Origin of the sequence: Streptomyces sp. NPDC006450, from assembly GCF_040612195.1 — a bacterium.
GTDB lineage: Bacteria > Actinomycetota > Actinomycetes > Streptomycetales > Streptomycetaceae > Streptomyces.
Map to the genome: position 1 here is coordinate 13,749 of NZ_JBEXPT010000020.1, position 11,798 is coordinate 25,546.

Here is an 11,798-nt window from a genome sequence, read left to right on the forward strand (position 1 = left end):
CCCGCCAAGCACAGCGGATAGGCTGGGCGGATGACGCGAGCCGAGCAGCCGACGGTCGTGACCGCCACCACCGACACCGCCCCCACCTACGACGAAGCCCTCGCCGCGGACTCCCGCGAGCGGGCGGTGCGCGCTCTGCTGCGCACCCCCGGGCTGCGCCGGCTGTGGAGCGCGCAGTTGGTGAGCGGCATCGGCGATGCCCTCGCCCTGCTGGTCCTGGTGCTGCTGGTCTTCCAGACGGCCGTGGAGCAGGACTCCTTCGGCGGCGGCTACACCGGCTGGGCCCTCGCCGTCGCCGCCGTCTTCGGCGTCCGCGTGGTGTCCACCGTCCTCTTCGGCGCGGTCCTCCTGGGCCCCCTGGCCAAGCTCACCGCCCCCGGCGGGAAGCTGGACCGCCGCTGGACGATGATCGGCGCCGACGGGCTCCGGCTCGGCCTCTTCGTCGTGGCCCCGCTGTGGCTCGACTGGATCGGCCCGCACGCGCTGACCGCCCTGCTCGCCACCGTCTTCGTCTCCGGAGCCGCCGAGCGGCTGTGGGGGCTGGCCAAGGACAGCGCCGCGCCCGGCCTGCTTCCGGCGCCGCCGCCGGAAGGGGCGACCGTACGGCCGCTGCCCGACCACCTCGACGCACTGCGCCGACTGAACCTGCGTACCGCCTTCGCCGCCCTGCCGATCGCCGCGGCCGCGCTGCTCGCCGCGACCCTGATCGGCAAGGCGCTCGGCCTCGGCATCGGCTGGTTCGCCGAGAACCAGGCGGCCCTCGGGTCGTACGTGGCCTCCGGCCTCTTCGCTGCGTCCGTATCGCTGCTGCTCCCGCTGGTGCTGCCCGGTACGAAGACCCCGCGTCCGCGCTCCCCGCTGGAGGGGCTGCGCGCCCCCAAGGCGGGGGACCGGCCGGAGAAGGGGCGTACCGGGGCCGTCCCGCTGCTCGTCCTCGTCTGCGCCGCCGTCGCCGGAGCCGTCGCCTCCGCCGCCGCCGTGGCCGTGCTGCACGCCACCGACCTGGGGGGCGGAGCGCCCGCGTTCTCGCTGCTCGTACTGGCCCTGCTCGGCGGCACCGCCCTCGGCATCCGCGCCACCCAGGCCGGCAAGGTCCTCCCCGCCCTGTCGCGGCGCCGCCTGCTGGCGCTGTCCGTCGGCGTGGCCGGGCTGGCGCTGCTGCTGACCGGGCTGGTTCCGGACACCTCGACGGTGGTGTTCCTCTCGCTGCTCGCCGGCAGCGCGGCGGGCGTCGCCGCGAACACCGGGCACACGCTGCTCGACCAGGAGACCGAGGAGTTCCGCAGGGCCCGGGTCACCGAGCACCTGCAGGCCGTCGTCCGGGTCGCCGTGGCCGTCGGGGCCGTGGCCGCCCCGCTGCTGGCCGCCCTGATCGGACCGCACCGGCTGGCCGCCGGCGAGGTCGTCTTCGCCCACGGCGGCGCGGCCTTCACGCTGATGCTGGTCGGCGCCCTGCTGCTGCCGGTCGCCGTCATCGTCCTGGCCAAGGCCGACGACCGCAGCGGCGTACCGCTGCGCCGTGACCTGCGCGAGGCGCTGCGCGGCGGGGAGCCGGTGCAGGCCGCGTCCGACGCCGGGTTCTTCATCGCCCTGGAGGGCGGCGACGGCGCCGGCAAGTCCACCCAGGTGGAGGCGATGGCCGACTGGATACGGGCGAAGGGCCACGAGGTCGTCGTCACGCGTGAGCCCGGGGCCACCCCGGTCGGCAAGCGGCTGCGGTCGATCCTGCTCGACGTGTCCTCCGCCGGCCTGTCGAACCGCGCCGAGGCCCTGCTGTACGCGGCCGACCGCGCCGAGCACGTGGACACCGTCGTGCGGCCCGCCCTGGAGCGCGGCGCCGTGGTCATCACCGACCGCTACATCGACTCCTCGGTGGCCTACCAGGGCGCCGGCCGGGACCTGTCCCCGACCGAGATCGCCCGTATCTCGCGCTGGGCCACGGGCGGCCTCGTACCGAATCTGACCGTGCTGCTCGACGTGTCGCCGGAGACGGCCCGGGAGCGGTTCACGGAGGCGCCGGACCGGCTGGAATCGGAGCCGGCGGAGTTCCACCAGCGGGTGCGGGCCGGATTCCTGACCCTGGCCGCGGCCGACCCCGGGCGCTACCTGGTGGTCGACGCGGGCCAGGACCCCGAGTCCGTCAGCACCGTCGTGCGCCACCGCCTGGACCGGATGCTCCCGCTGTCGGAGGCCGAGGTCGCCGCGCAGGCGGAGGCCCGACGGCTCGCCCTGGAGGAGGCCCGGCGCAAGGCCGAGGAAGAAGCGGCGCGCAAGGCCGAGGAAGCCCGGCTGCGCGCCGAGGAGGAGGCCCGCAAGGCCCGCGAGGCGGAGGAGGCCCGGCTCGCGGCCGAGGCCGAGGCCGCGCGCAAGGAGCGCGAGGAGCGGCTGCGCGCCGAGGAGGAGGCCCGCGAGCGGGCAGAGGCCGAGCGGCTGCGGCTCGAGGCCGAGGAGAAGGCCCGCGCGGTGGAGGCCGAGCGGCTGCGCAAGCTGGCCGAGGAGGAGGCCCGGCTGCACGCCGAGGCCGAGGAGCGCCGGCTGGAGAAGCAGCGGCGGGCCGAGGAGGCCCTGCTGAAGGCCGAGGAGGCGCGGCGGCTGGCCGAGGCCTCGGCGGCGGAGGCGGCGGCGAGGTCCGCTGCTGCTGCGGCGGCTGCTGCTGCCGCGGCTGCGCCTGCGGCTCCGTCGGTCTCCGCGGCTCCTGCTGCACCCGCGCCCAAGGCCGATCTGCGCAAGGAACCGCGCCACGACGAGGCCGTGACGATCGAGACTCCGATCGTCAAGCGGGTCGCGCAGCCGGACGACGTCACCCAGACCGTCCCGGTCCCGAAGGCCGATCCGGCGGCGGAGACCTCGGTGCTGCCGCCCGTCCGTGCGACGGGTCCGGCGGACGAGACCGCGGTCCTGCCGCCCGTACGCCCCACCACGGGCTCGGGTGAGGCGCCGGCGACGCGGCCGGCGGCGCCCAGGGCCTCGTACTCCGCGTCGCGGCCGACGGCCCAGCGCCCCGCGGAGAACCCGGCCGACCGGGTCCCGCCGGGCATCTTCCGCGACTCGGGCAACGACGCGACGCGTGAACTGCCGCTGCTCGCCGAGGACGGCCGTCAGCGCCGGCCCCGCTCGGACTGGGCGGAGGAGACTCCGCTGGACGATCTGCCGACGCTGGCGGACGAGCTGCTGGGATCGCGCCGGGACGACGAGGACGAGCAGGGCCGGGGTCCGCGCCGCCGCTGACGGACCGGCCGGCGGGGAATGTCAGTGGGAGCCGCCACACTGGGTGAGCAGGCGACACGGACGGTACGCGAGGCGAAAGGTGGTGGGCGGGATGCCCGTATGGGACGACCTGGTGGGACAGGAGCGGGTCCAGACACAGCTGGCCGCCGCCGCGGTCGACGCCGACGGCCTGGTCACCGCCATCGAGGCGGGGACCCCGCCGCCGGCCGCCTCGAAGATGACGCACGCCTGGCTGTTCACCGGCCCGCCGGGCTCCGGCCGGGCCACCGCCGCCCGCGCCTTCGCGGCAGCGCTCCAGTGCACCAGCCCGGACCGCGCGCTCGGCGGCGAGCCGGGCTGTGGGTTCTGCGACGGCTGCCACACCACCGTGATCGGCACGCACGCCGACGTGGAGATCGTCCGTACCGATCAGCTGTCCATCGGCGTGAAGGACACCCGGGCGCTGGTGCGCCGGGCACAGCTCTCCCCGGCCGTCGGACGCTGGCAGGTCATCGTCCTGGAGGACGCCGACCGGCTGACGGAAGGCGCCGGCAACGTCCTGCTCAAGGCCGTGGAGGAGCCCGCTCCGCGAACCGTGTGGCTGCTGTGCGCCCCTTCGCTGGAGGACGTGCTGCCCACCATCCGCTCCCGCTGTCGGCACCTTTCGCTGCGCACCCCGCCGGTGTCCGCCGTCGCGGAGGTGCTCGTGCGGCGCGACGGCATCGAGCCGGACGTCGCGCAGGCCGCCGCCCGCGCGACCCAGGGGCACATCGGCCGGGCCCGCCGGCTCGCCACCGACGGGGCGGCCCGCTCGCGGCGCGCCACCGTACTGAGGCTGCCGATGCGCGTGGCCGACGTGGGCGACTGCCTGAAGGCGGCGCAGGAGCTGGTGGACGCCGCGGCCGAGGACGCCAAGCAGGTGGCGGAAGAGGTCGACACGAAAGAGACCGAGGAGCTGCGGGCCGCGCTCGGCGCCGGAGCGGGTACGGGCGGGAGGATGCCGCGCGGTACGGCGGGCGTGATGAAGGAGCTGGAGGACCGGCAGAAGCGCCGGCGCACGCGCACGCAGCGCGACAGCCTCGACCTGGCGCTGACCGACCTCACCGGCTTCTACCGGGACGTGCTGGCCATCCAGCTCGGCTCCTCGCTGGCCATCGCGAACGAGGAGATACGCCATGACCTGGACCGGATCGCCCGGGAGTCGGGCCCCGAGCGCACGCTGCGGCGCATCGAGGCGATCATCGCGTGCCGGCAGGCGCTGGACCGCAACGTCGCCCCGCTGCTCGCGGTCGAGGCGATGACGATGTCGCTGCGCGCTGGCTGACACGCGGTCGCCGCGGCGACTCCGGTTGACCGCCTCACCCGTTCGAGGGGCCCGGGTGGCGGGCCGCGGACGCCGCCGGTCCGTGCGGGGCCGCGCCCCGCGCCCGAGCGGCCGTCCGCCGCCCGGCGCGGGTGCCACCGCCCCGGGCACGCCCGCAGGCCGTAGGCTCCGGGAATGGACACCAGTCGCCTGCTGCGCACCACCGGAACCGTGATCGCCGCCGCGGGGCTACTGCTCTCCGGGTGCACCTCGGGCGGTTCGGGAACACCGCGCGCCTCCGCGTCGTCCGGCGGGGCCTCCGAGGCGCCGTCGGCCGCGCCGACCGCCGTCCCGGCCGCGCTGCGCCCGTACTACGACCAGAAGCTGAGCTGGCGCGAGTGCGGTGTGCCCGGCTTCGACTGCACCACCCTGAAGGTTCCGCTGGACTACGAGAACCCGGGGGGCGGGGACATCGACATCGCGGTGGCCCGGCGCAAGGCCACCGACCCCGCCAAGCGGCTCGGCTCGCTGGTGGTGAACCCGGGCGGCCCGGGCGGCTCCGGCATCGGATACCTCCAGGCGTACGCGGGCATCGGATACCCGGCCCCGGTCCGCGCCGCGTACGACATGGTCTCCTTCGACCCGCGCGGCGTGGACCGCAGCAGCCCCGTGGAATGCCTGAACGGCCCGGCCATGGACAAGTACACGCAGGTGGACCAGACGCCGGACACGCCGGCGGAGCAGGCCCTGCTGGTGGCTGCCTTCAAGGAGTTCGCGGGCGCCTGCCGGACGCACTCGCAGCGGATCCTGCCGCACGTGTCCACGGTCGACGCCGCCCGCGACATGGACGTCCTGCGTGCGGCGCTGGGCGACGAGAAGCTGAACTACGTCGGAGCCTCGTACGGCACCTTCCTCGGGGCGACGTACGCCGACCTCTTCCCGGGCCGGACCGGCAGGCTGGTCCTGGACGGGGCGATGGACCCCTCGCGGCCCGCGATCGACCTGAACCGGGACCAGACGGAGGGCTTCGAGACCGCCTTCCGGGCCTTCGCCGCGGACTGCGCGAAGCAGACCGACTGCCCGCTCGGCCGGGGCACCCCGGAGCAGGTCGCGGAACGCCTGAAGGAGTTCTTCCGCAAGGTCGACGCACAGCCGGTCCCCACGACCGACCGGTCGCGCGCCGCGCTCGGCGAGTCGCTGGCGACGACCGGGGTGATCGCCGCCCTGTACGACGAGAACGCCTGGCCGCAGCTGCGCGAGGCGCTCGAGGCCGCGATCAACGGTGACGGCGACGGGCTGCTGGCCCTCGCCGACAGCTACTACGAGCGCGGGCAGGACGGCAAGTACGCCAACCTCATGTCGGCGAACGCCGCCGTCAACTGCCTCGACCAGCCCCCGGCCTTCGCCGGGCCCGAGGCGGTCGAGAAGGCGCTGCCCTCCTTCGCGAAGGCCTCTCCGGTCTTCGGCGCGGGCCTGGCCTGGGCCTCGCTGAACTGTGCGTACTGGCCGGAGAAGGCCACCGGCACGGCCCGGGCACTGCACGCGAAGGGCGCTCCGCCGATCGTGGTGGTCGGCACCACCCGCGACCCCGCGACCCCGTACAAGTGGGCCCAGGCCCTGGCGGGCCAGCTCGACTCGGGCGTCCTGCTCACCTACGACGGCGACGGCCACACCGCGTACGGCCGGGGCAGCGCCTGCATCGACTCGGCGATCAACCAGTACCTCCTGGAGGGCACCGCTCCGAAGGACCAGAAGAAGTGCTGACCCCCGCCGGCGGGGCCGTCCCGGGCCCCTGTTCGGGGCACCCCGTTTAACCCTGTAGACTTGGCGCCGCTGCTGATGAGAGCCTCCCACCAGGGAAATTCTTGTCTTCCCAGCGGTGCCGCCTTAGCTCAGCTGGCCAGAGCAACGCACTCGTAATGCGTAGGTCTCGGGTTCGAATCCCGAAGGCGGCTCTGTAGAACCCCCAGGACTCACTCGCCGTGACCTGGGGGTTTTGCTTTACCGGATCTTGCGCCGCCGCCGTGCACGGGCGGCTCGGGTGTTCTCGGTCTCAGTTCTGGTCTCAGACACTGGATCGGGGCCAGGCATGAAGGCCTCTCCCATCCGGCGCATCGCCTCCCGCGAGAGCTCCGACCGGCCCTTCACGTAGCGACGTGTCTGGCTGATCTGCGTGTGCCGAAGGATCTCCATGATGGTGGGCATGTCGATGCCCAACTCGTTGAGGATCGTCCCCGCCGTGTGGCGGCTCCCGTCGTGCTGGCGCCGGTCGCTGATCCCCGCCTCGTCGAGCAGCTCCTTGAACTCCTCCCAGTCGGCCCGCGGATCGAGCGGCCGGCCGTCGGCCCGGGTGAACACGGCGCCGCACTCCTCCCACAGCTCCCCGGCGGCCAGCCGCTGCTCGTCCTGCTTCTCCCGGTGCTCCAGGAGGTAGGGCAGGAAGGGCGGCGGGATGGGCACGGGCTGCTGGCTCTTCCTCGTCTTCGGCCGGGTGAAGGCGAGTCCGCCGCCCTTCCGCTCGGGGCAGGTGCTGGCGTGCCGGCGGCAGGTCTTCGTGCACGGCTGTGGACAACCGCGCTTGTAGCCCTTGTGGGTGGAGCACTTGGCGGGGCAGGGTTCGAACCGATGGAGCCGGGCTCCGCAGGCGTGCGCGTTCTTGCAGCCGTGCCTCCAGGTGAGGCGCTGGAGCTGCCAGGCGGGGTGGAACAGCCCCTGCTCCAGGTCAACGTACTGCCAACGAAGGCCCAGGGCTTCGCCCTGCCGGAAGCCCATGCCGACGCCGATGGCCCAACGCATGAACGTGGGTCGCTTCGCGGCGGCGGCGAGGAAGGCCTTGGACTCGTCCCGGGAGAACGGGTTGGCCTCGGTCTCGTCGACGGACGGCGGGTCAACGAGCGTGGCGACGTTCTCGTTGATGAGCCTGCGGCGGTGGGCGATCTTCAGGGCGCGGGACAGGATCCGGTGCACCTTGACCACGTGCGACGGCGCGTGCCCCTCCTCCATCATGGCCGCGTACATCACCTCCAGGTGCTCCGGCGCGAGCTTGTCGAGACGGTGCTTGCCGACGCCGGGGATGATGTCGTTGCGGGTCTTCGACCAGTAGTCGTCCAGGGAACGCGGCTTGAGTTTCAGGCTCGCGATCGTGGTCAGGTACGTGTCCATCCACTCGGCAACGGTCGGCTTCCGCCCGGCCTTCGTGGCCCGGCCCTCGTCGCGCAGTTTCTCCAGCTCGCGGACCTTCTTGCTGACCTCGGTCTCGGTCCTGGCGCGGCGGTGCCGGCGGTCGGGGCCGCCGTCCGACTTGACGCCCATTGTGACGCGGCCGTGCCACCACCCGTCGCTGCCAAGGTAGATGGACGACTCCATGTTCGGCTTGCGGGGACTCATGTGCTCCTGCTCCTCCATGCGGAAGGCGGCCCCGGGGGCATTCCCGGGGCCGCCAGTGGCTGCGCTGAGATCAGACGGACTGCGAGGGGAGTTGGGCGGCGAACGCGTCGATGTCGCTCCGGCGGATGCGGCGGGCCCGGCCGAGCTTGACGAAGGGCAGCAGGCCTGAAGCCATCAACTCGTAGATGGTGGAACGTCCGAGGGAGAGCAGCTCGGCGGCGAGGTCCACGGTGCAGAGCACCCGGTCGACGGGCTGTGTCGCGGTGGTCACGGCTCATGTCTCCTTGGTGATCGAGTGGGGCCGTCTCGGCCCTTAGGGATCCGCAACAGCCGCAACACCGCAACATGCCTGATCAGAGGCCTGGATTTGTTGCGGGTCCCGGATTTGTTGCGGATAGCACCGACACACGTCCGTGCGTCGGTGCGCGGCGCCGTTGTGCATGTCAGCCAGCGATGTGGAGCGGAAGTGTGGCGGTTCCTGGTGTGCGGTTGTGGACGCCGATCGGGGTTTCCGCAACAGATTCACCCCTTGTGACCTGCGGTGTTGCGGATGTTGCGGATGTTGCGGACCTGAGCGGGGGGAGGGGGCAGTAGCGGGTCCACGCATCGGACAGGTCCTCGGCGAAGTAGCCCTTGGGGGTTCCGGAGGGCATCCGGAAGGTTCGGGGCTTGATCGGCTTGTTCGCCGGGGTGACGTACTGGCCGAGCATCTTGGCCAGGGTGCGGGAGGTGATCGGCTTGTCGTCCATGTCGGCCCACGGGGAGTCGTCCAGGGCGAGGAGACATTCCAGGATCACGGCGGTGGGCATGCGCTCTGCTCCGCAGAACACCTTGTCCCGCAGGTCGGTCAGCAGCCGGATGCCGAGGGACGCCTCCTCGTTGTCGTGGGCCGCGTTGATCAGTTCCACGCAGGCGGCGCGGGCCCGCTCGGGCCAGTTCCCCCCGGCGGCGTCTGCGACGGCGAGGAGGGGCTCCCAGACGTCGGCGGGCCGGTCGGTGACGCCTTCAGGCATCTCGGGCCACGCTACGGCGACTTGGTCGCGGACGGTGTCGGCCCATTCCGCGAGGCGGTCGCGTAGGACGTGGCCCTGCTTCTCGTGCTGGCGCCGACGGTAGGGCTCGCAGGTCTCGTTCGGTGCACGCTTGCGCATGCGGATGATGACCGAGCGGGTCAGGATCGTGTCGGGCAGGGAGCCGAGTCCGGCCATGGCGACCGCGCAGAACGAGGAGAACCACCCAGCCGTCTGGTTGGCACCTTCGCCGACACAGCGCAGGGAGTTGCCGCCCCGGCGGTAGCCGGAGTTGAGGAACCCTCGGACGGCTTCGTTGTCTCCGGCCTTGGGGCCGAAGACGGTGTCGATTTCGTCGAAGAGGAGGGTTGGGGGCCCTTCGGGGGCGTCGACGAGGCGGAAGAGCGCGTTCGGGGACGCGTTGACCGTGGTCGCTGCTCGGGGGGTCAGCGTCTCGATGATCTCCAGTGCACGGGACTTCCCCGACCCCGGTTCGGGGGACAGGAACGCGATGCGGGCGGTTCCGTCGAACGCGTCGATGAGGTGGGCGTGTGCGTCCCACAGGGCGACCGCGACGTATGCGGCTTCCCGCGGGAAAACGTTGAATCGCCGGTGGAAGGTCTCCACCTCGTCGAGCAGGGCGGCCCCGTCGATGGGCGTTGCCTGGGGCTTGGGGTCGCTCATCAGGCGGCCTTCCCTTCCTGGGATACGAGCTGGGGGCAGGCGGTGCGGTGGCGCATGTGGTCGTCGATCAGCGCGAGCGCGCGGCTCTGGCCAGCGGCGAAGAGGTCGCGTCCGCACGAGCACCACGAGCGGGCGGACGGGGTGACGCCTCGGCCGGGGGCGCTGATGTGGAGCCAGGCGACAGGCCGGCGTCCGTCGTCGAGGCACGGGTTCGAGCGGACAGATGAAGGGACGCCTTCGGCGACGACCTTCGGCGCGCCACTGCTGTCCGTGGTCCGGGCCGGTTCGGCGGAGCTGCGGCCGGTAGGCGCCAGGGTGGTGCCTTCCAAGCGGGGATGGGGTCGGGTGTTCATGCCGCATCCCGGGCCCGGACCGTACGGGCGGAGCTGTCCAGGGCGCTGCGGATCGTGGAGCGGCACTCGGCAGCGGTGAGTCCCCGCTCCTCCCCTGCTCCTTGGAAGGCCACCTCCACCTCGTCGCGGGTCAGGTCGCCCCACGCGACGAAGCGCCCCACCTTGAAGGCGCTCCGATTGAGCGTGTTGTTCGCCTGCCCCGCAGGAGCGGTACGGACGACGATGCACTCGGCGTCCAGCGCAGCGCGGGCCGCGCTGGTGCCGCTGACGGCCGGCGCCACGAGCCGACCGGCCGGGACCGGGGCAGGCGGCTGGAGCAGGGGCAGCAGCCAGCCAGGAAGCTCCGCGACCGGGGCAGGGTCGGTCACCTCGTACATCCCCGCCGCGGTACTGCTGCCAGGGGCGACGACATATCCGCCGTGGGCGCGGGTGTCGATGAGCGGGCCGAGCTTGCCCGCCGTGTTCCCCAGCCGGATCCCGGCCGAGGCGGTGAAGTACAGGTGGGACCCGCCGGAGGGGGTCCGGGCGCGGAAGGTGGTGGGGACGGCCTGCCCGGCGCGCTCGCAGAGCGAAGTGAATGTCTCCGCGCCGCCAGGCGCATCCTGACTGCTCTTGGCCTTGGGGGTGTCCAGGTCGATGACGATCAGTCCGGCGGGGCCGGTGGCGAGGCCGATGTTGTACGGCTTGTGCGTCCAGCAGCGGACGATCGCGGCCTGGTCAGTGGTCGCGCGCTGCTCCCACTTCAGGTGCCCGTCAGCGCAGCCGTCGGTGCGGGGGCAGCGGTCTTCGCCGTGGAGAGCGGGGGCCTTCGATCCGGGGTGGAGCGGGAAGACGGGCCAGCCTCGGGCGGCGAGGCTGAGGGCTTCGGCAAGCAGCCGTACCCGGCCATCTCGCCGGATGGGGGCAGGTTGGGTCATGCTTGGGGTCTCCAGTTCTGATGGGTTCTGGAAGAGGGCGGCCCGGACTTTGGCGAGAGCGGGCCGCCTTCGGCGTGTCTACTGGCAGGTGCAGTCGGGGCGTTCGCTGCTGCCGTCGGCTCCGCAGCCGCAGCAGTGCGCGTAGGGGTATGGGTCGCTGCCGTCGAGGGGCGCGCACAGCTCGCAGTCGTAGTCGGGGTTGCAGTCAGGGTTGCCGGGACTCCAGGCAGTCATGAGGCTCCTTAGTGATGGGTGTGGTCGGTGGCGAAGTCGATGAGGCGCTTGGCCTCGTCGGGGGTGACGGTGCGGTACCGGACGCTGACGAGGCAGCCGGGGTGGGGGCAGCGGACGATGCGCTTGCCTGTGAGGAGCGCGAGCGCATCGGAGATCCGCTCCGAGAGCGGCTGGGGCTGGACCTGCTTTCAGTGCTGGTTGATGGTTCCGGTGGCGCGGCCGAACATCCCGGACGCGGTGATGTTCTGGGTGACGTGCTGCGCGGGCGCCGCACCCCGGCCGCCTGCTCCGCGTCCTGTGCGGAGGAGGATCGGGGCGATGACGCCGACGGCGATGAGGGCGATGGCGGCCCAGAGGGCTTCGGTCATGGCGATCAGTCCCGGGGCGGCGTAGGAGATCCCGAACCCAGCGGCGGCGATCCCGCCGCCGACCGTCGGGGCGAGCAGGGCGGTGGTCTTGGCCCATGCGGGGACCGGCTGCGCGGCCGGGGCGGGCGCGTGGGGCTGGGGCTGGGTGTAGGCGAGGGTGCGGTAGCCGCCGGGGAGGGTGACCATCTCGACTCCCGGGGGGAGTTCGGTGGGCAGCATGGCGGGCTGTTGGATCGCGGTCGGGTAGACGATGGGGTCGCCGTAGCGGGTGGCGGGGGTGGCGCTCTGGATCGTGGGCTCATAGGGCATTGCAGGCTCCTGGACGCGGTGCGGGC

Annotated in this window: 10 protein-coding genes and 1 tRNA gene; 4 read left to right on the forward strand and 7 right to left on the reverse strand. The window is 72.9% G+C overall.

Annotated features, from left to right (window positions below; all coding sequences use genetic code 11):
- Positions 1 to 30: 30 nt before the first annotated feature.
- The 4 genes from tmk (at position 31) to ABZY57_RS09935 (ending at position 6,465) form a co-directional block, all read left to right on the forward strand.
- The gene (gene tmk / locus ABZY57_RS09920; RefSeq protein WP_356510008.1) at positions 31 to 3,228 is read left to right on the forward strand and encodes a dTMP kinase; all 3,198 of its coding nucleotides are present in this window, start codon (positions 31 to 33) and stop codon (positions 3,226 to 3,228) included.
- Positions 3,229 to 3,319: 91 nt separating this feature from the next.
- Positions 3,320 to 4,531: a DNA polymerase III subunit delta' gene (locus ABZY57_RS09925; RefSeq protein ID WP_356510010.1), complete on the forward strand. Its 1,212-nt coding sequence runs from the start codon at positions 3,320 to 3,322 to the stop codon at positions 4,529 to 4,531.
- 174 nt (positions 4,532 to 4,705) lie between these two features.
- On the forward strand, positions 4,706 to 6,274 hold the full coding sequence (locus ABZY57_RS09930; RefSeq protein WP_356510012.1) for an alpha/beta fold hydrolase: 1,569 nt from the start codon (positions 4,706 to 4,708) through the stop codon (positions 6,272 to 6,274).
- Positions 6,275 to 6,391: 117 nt separating this feature from the next.
- Positions 6,392 to 6,465, forward strand: a tRNA-Thr gene (locus ABZY57_RS09935).
- 46 nt (positions 6,466 to 6,511) lie between these two features.
- On the opposite strand, the gene ABZY57_RS09940 is transcribed toward ABZY57_RS09935, so the two are convergent.
- The 7 genes from ABZY57_RS09940 to ABZY57_RS09970 all read right to left on the reverse strand — a co-directional run bounded on the left by ABZY57_RS09940 (position 6,512) and on the right by ABZY57_RS09970 (position 11,772).
- On the reverse strand, positions 6,512 to 7,897 hold the full coding sequence (locus ABZY57_RS09940; protein ID WP_356510014.1) for a tyrosine-type recombinase/integrase: 1,386 nt from the start codon (positions 7,895 to 7,897) through the stop codon (positions 6,512 to 6,514).
- 70 nt (positions 7,898 to 7,967) lie between these two features.
- A complete protein-coding gene (locus ABZY57_RS09945) occupies positions 7,968 to 8,168 on the reverse strand; it encodes a helix-turn-helix domain-containing protein (protein ID WP_356510016.1) in 201 nt (66 codons plus the stop codon).
- Positions 8,169 to 8,340: 172 nt separating this feature from the next.
- Positions 8,341 to 9,591: a DUF3631 domain-containing protein gene (locus ABZY57_RS09950; RefSeq protein WP_356510018.1), complete on the reverse strand. Its 1,251-nt coding sequence runs from the start codon at positions 9,589 to 9,591 to the stop codon at positions 8,341 to 8,343.
- On the reverse strand, positions 9,591 to 9,944 hold the full coding sequence (locus tag ABZY57_RS09955) for a hypothetical protein (protein WP_356510020.1): 354 nt from the start codon (positions 9,942 to 9,944) through the stop codon (positions 9,591 to 9,593). The genes ABZY57_RS09950 and ABZY57_RS09955 overlap by 1 nt, the downstream gene beginning before the upstream one ends.
- A complete protein-coding gene (locus tag ABZY57_RS09960; RefSeq protein ID WP_356510022.1) occupies positions 9,941 to 10,861 on the reverse strand; it encodes a bifunctional DNA primase/polymerase in 921 nt (306 codons plus the stop codon). The genes ABZY57_RS09955 and ABZY57_RS09960 overlap by 4 nt, the downstream gene beginning before the upstream one ends.
- A 78-nt stretch (positions 10,862 to 10,939) precedes the next feature.
- The gene (locus ABZY57_RS09965) at positions 10,940 to 11,095 is read right to left on the reverse strand and encodes a hypothetical protein (protein ID WP_356510024.1); all 156 of its coding nucleotides are present in this window, start codon (positions 11,093 to 11,095) and stop codon (positions 10,940 to 10,942) included.
- A gap of 188 nt (positions 11,096 to 11,283) precedes the next feature.
- Complete coding sequence (locus ABZY57_RS09970) at positions 11,284 to 11,772, reverse strand: hypothetical protein (protein ID WP_356510026.1); 489 nt, start codon at positions 11,770 to 11,772, stop codon at positions 11,284 to 11,286.
- Between the last annotated feature and the right edge of the window lie 26 nt (positions 11,773 to 11,798).

Coding starts and splice junctions, on each gene's coding strand:
- tmk (WP_356510008.1), top strand. CDS start 31: ATGACGCGAGCCGAGCAGCCGACGGTCGTGACCGCCACCACCGACACC.
- ABZY57_RS09925 (WP_356510010.1), top strand. CDS start 3,320: ATGCCCGTATGGGACGACCTGGTGGGACAGGAGCGGGTCCAGACACAG.
- ABZY57_RS09930 (WP_356510012.1), top strand. CDS start 4,706: ATGGACACCAGTCGCCTGCTGCGCACCACCGGAACCGTGATCGCCGCC.
- ABZY57_RS09970 (WP_356510026.1), bottom strand. CDS start 11,772: ATGCCCTATGAGCCCACGATCCAGAGCGCCACCCCCGCCACCCGCTAC.
- ABZY57_RS09950 (WP_356510018.1), bottom strand. CDS start 9,591: ATGAGCGACCCCAAGCCCCAGGCAACGCCCATCGACGGGGCCGCCCTG.
- ABZY57_RS09960 (WP_356510022.1), bottom strand. CDS start 10,861: ATGACCCAACCTGCCCCCATCCGGCGAGATGGCCGGGTACGGCTGCTT.
- ABZY57_RS09965 (WP_356510024.1), bottom strand. CDS start 11,095: ATGACTGCCTGGAGTCCCGGCAACCCTGACTGCAACCCCGACTACGAC.
- ABZY57_RS09940 (WP_356510014.1), bottom strand. CDS start 7,897: ATGAGTCCCCGCAAGCCGAACATGGAGTCGTCCATCTACCTTGGCAGC.
- ABZY57_RS09955 (WP_356510020.1), bottom strand. CDS start 9,944: ATGAACACCCGACCCCATCCCCGCTTGGAAGGCACCACCCTGGCGCCT.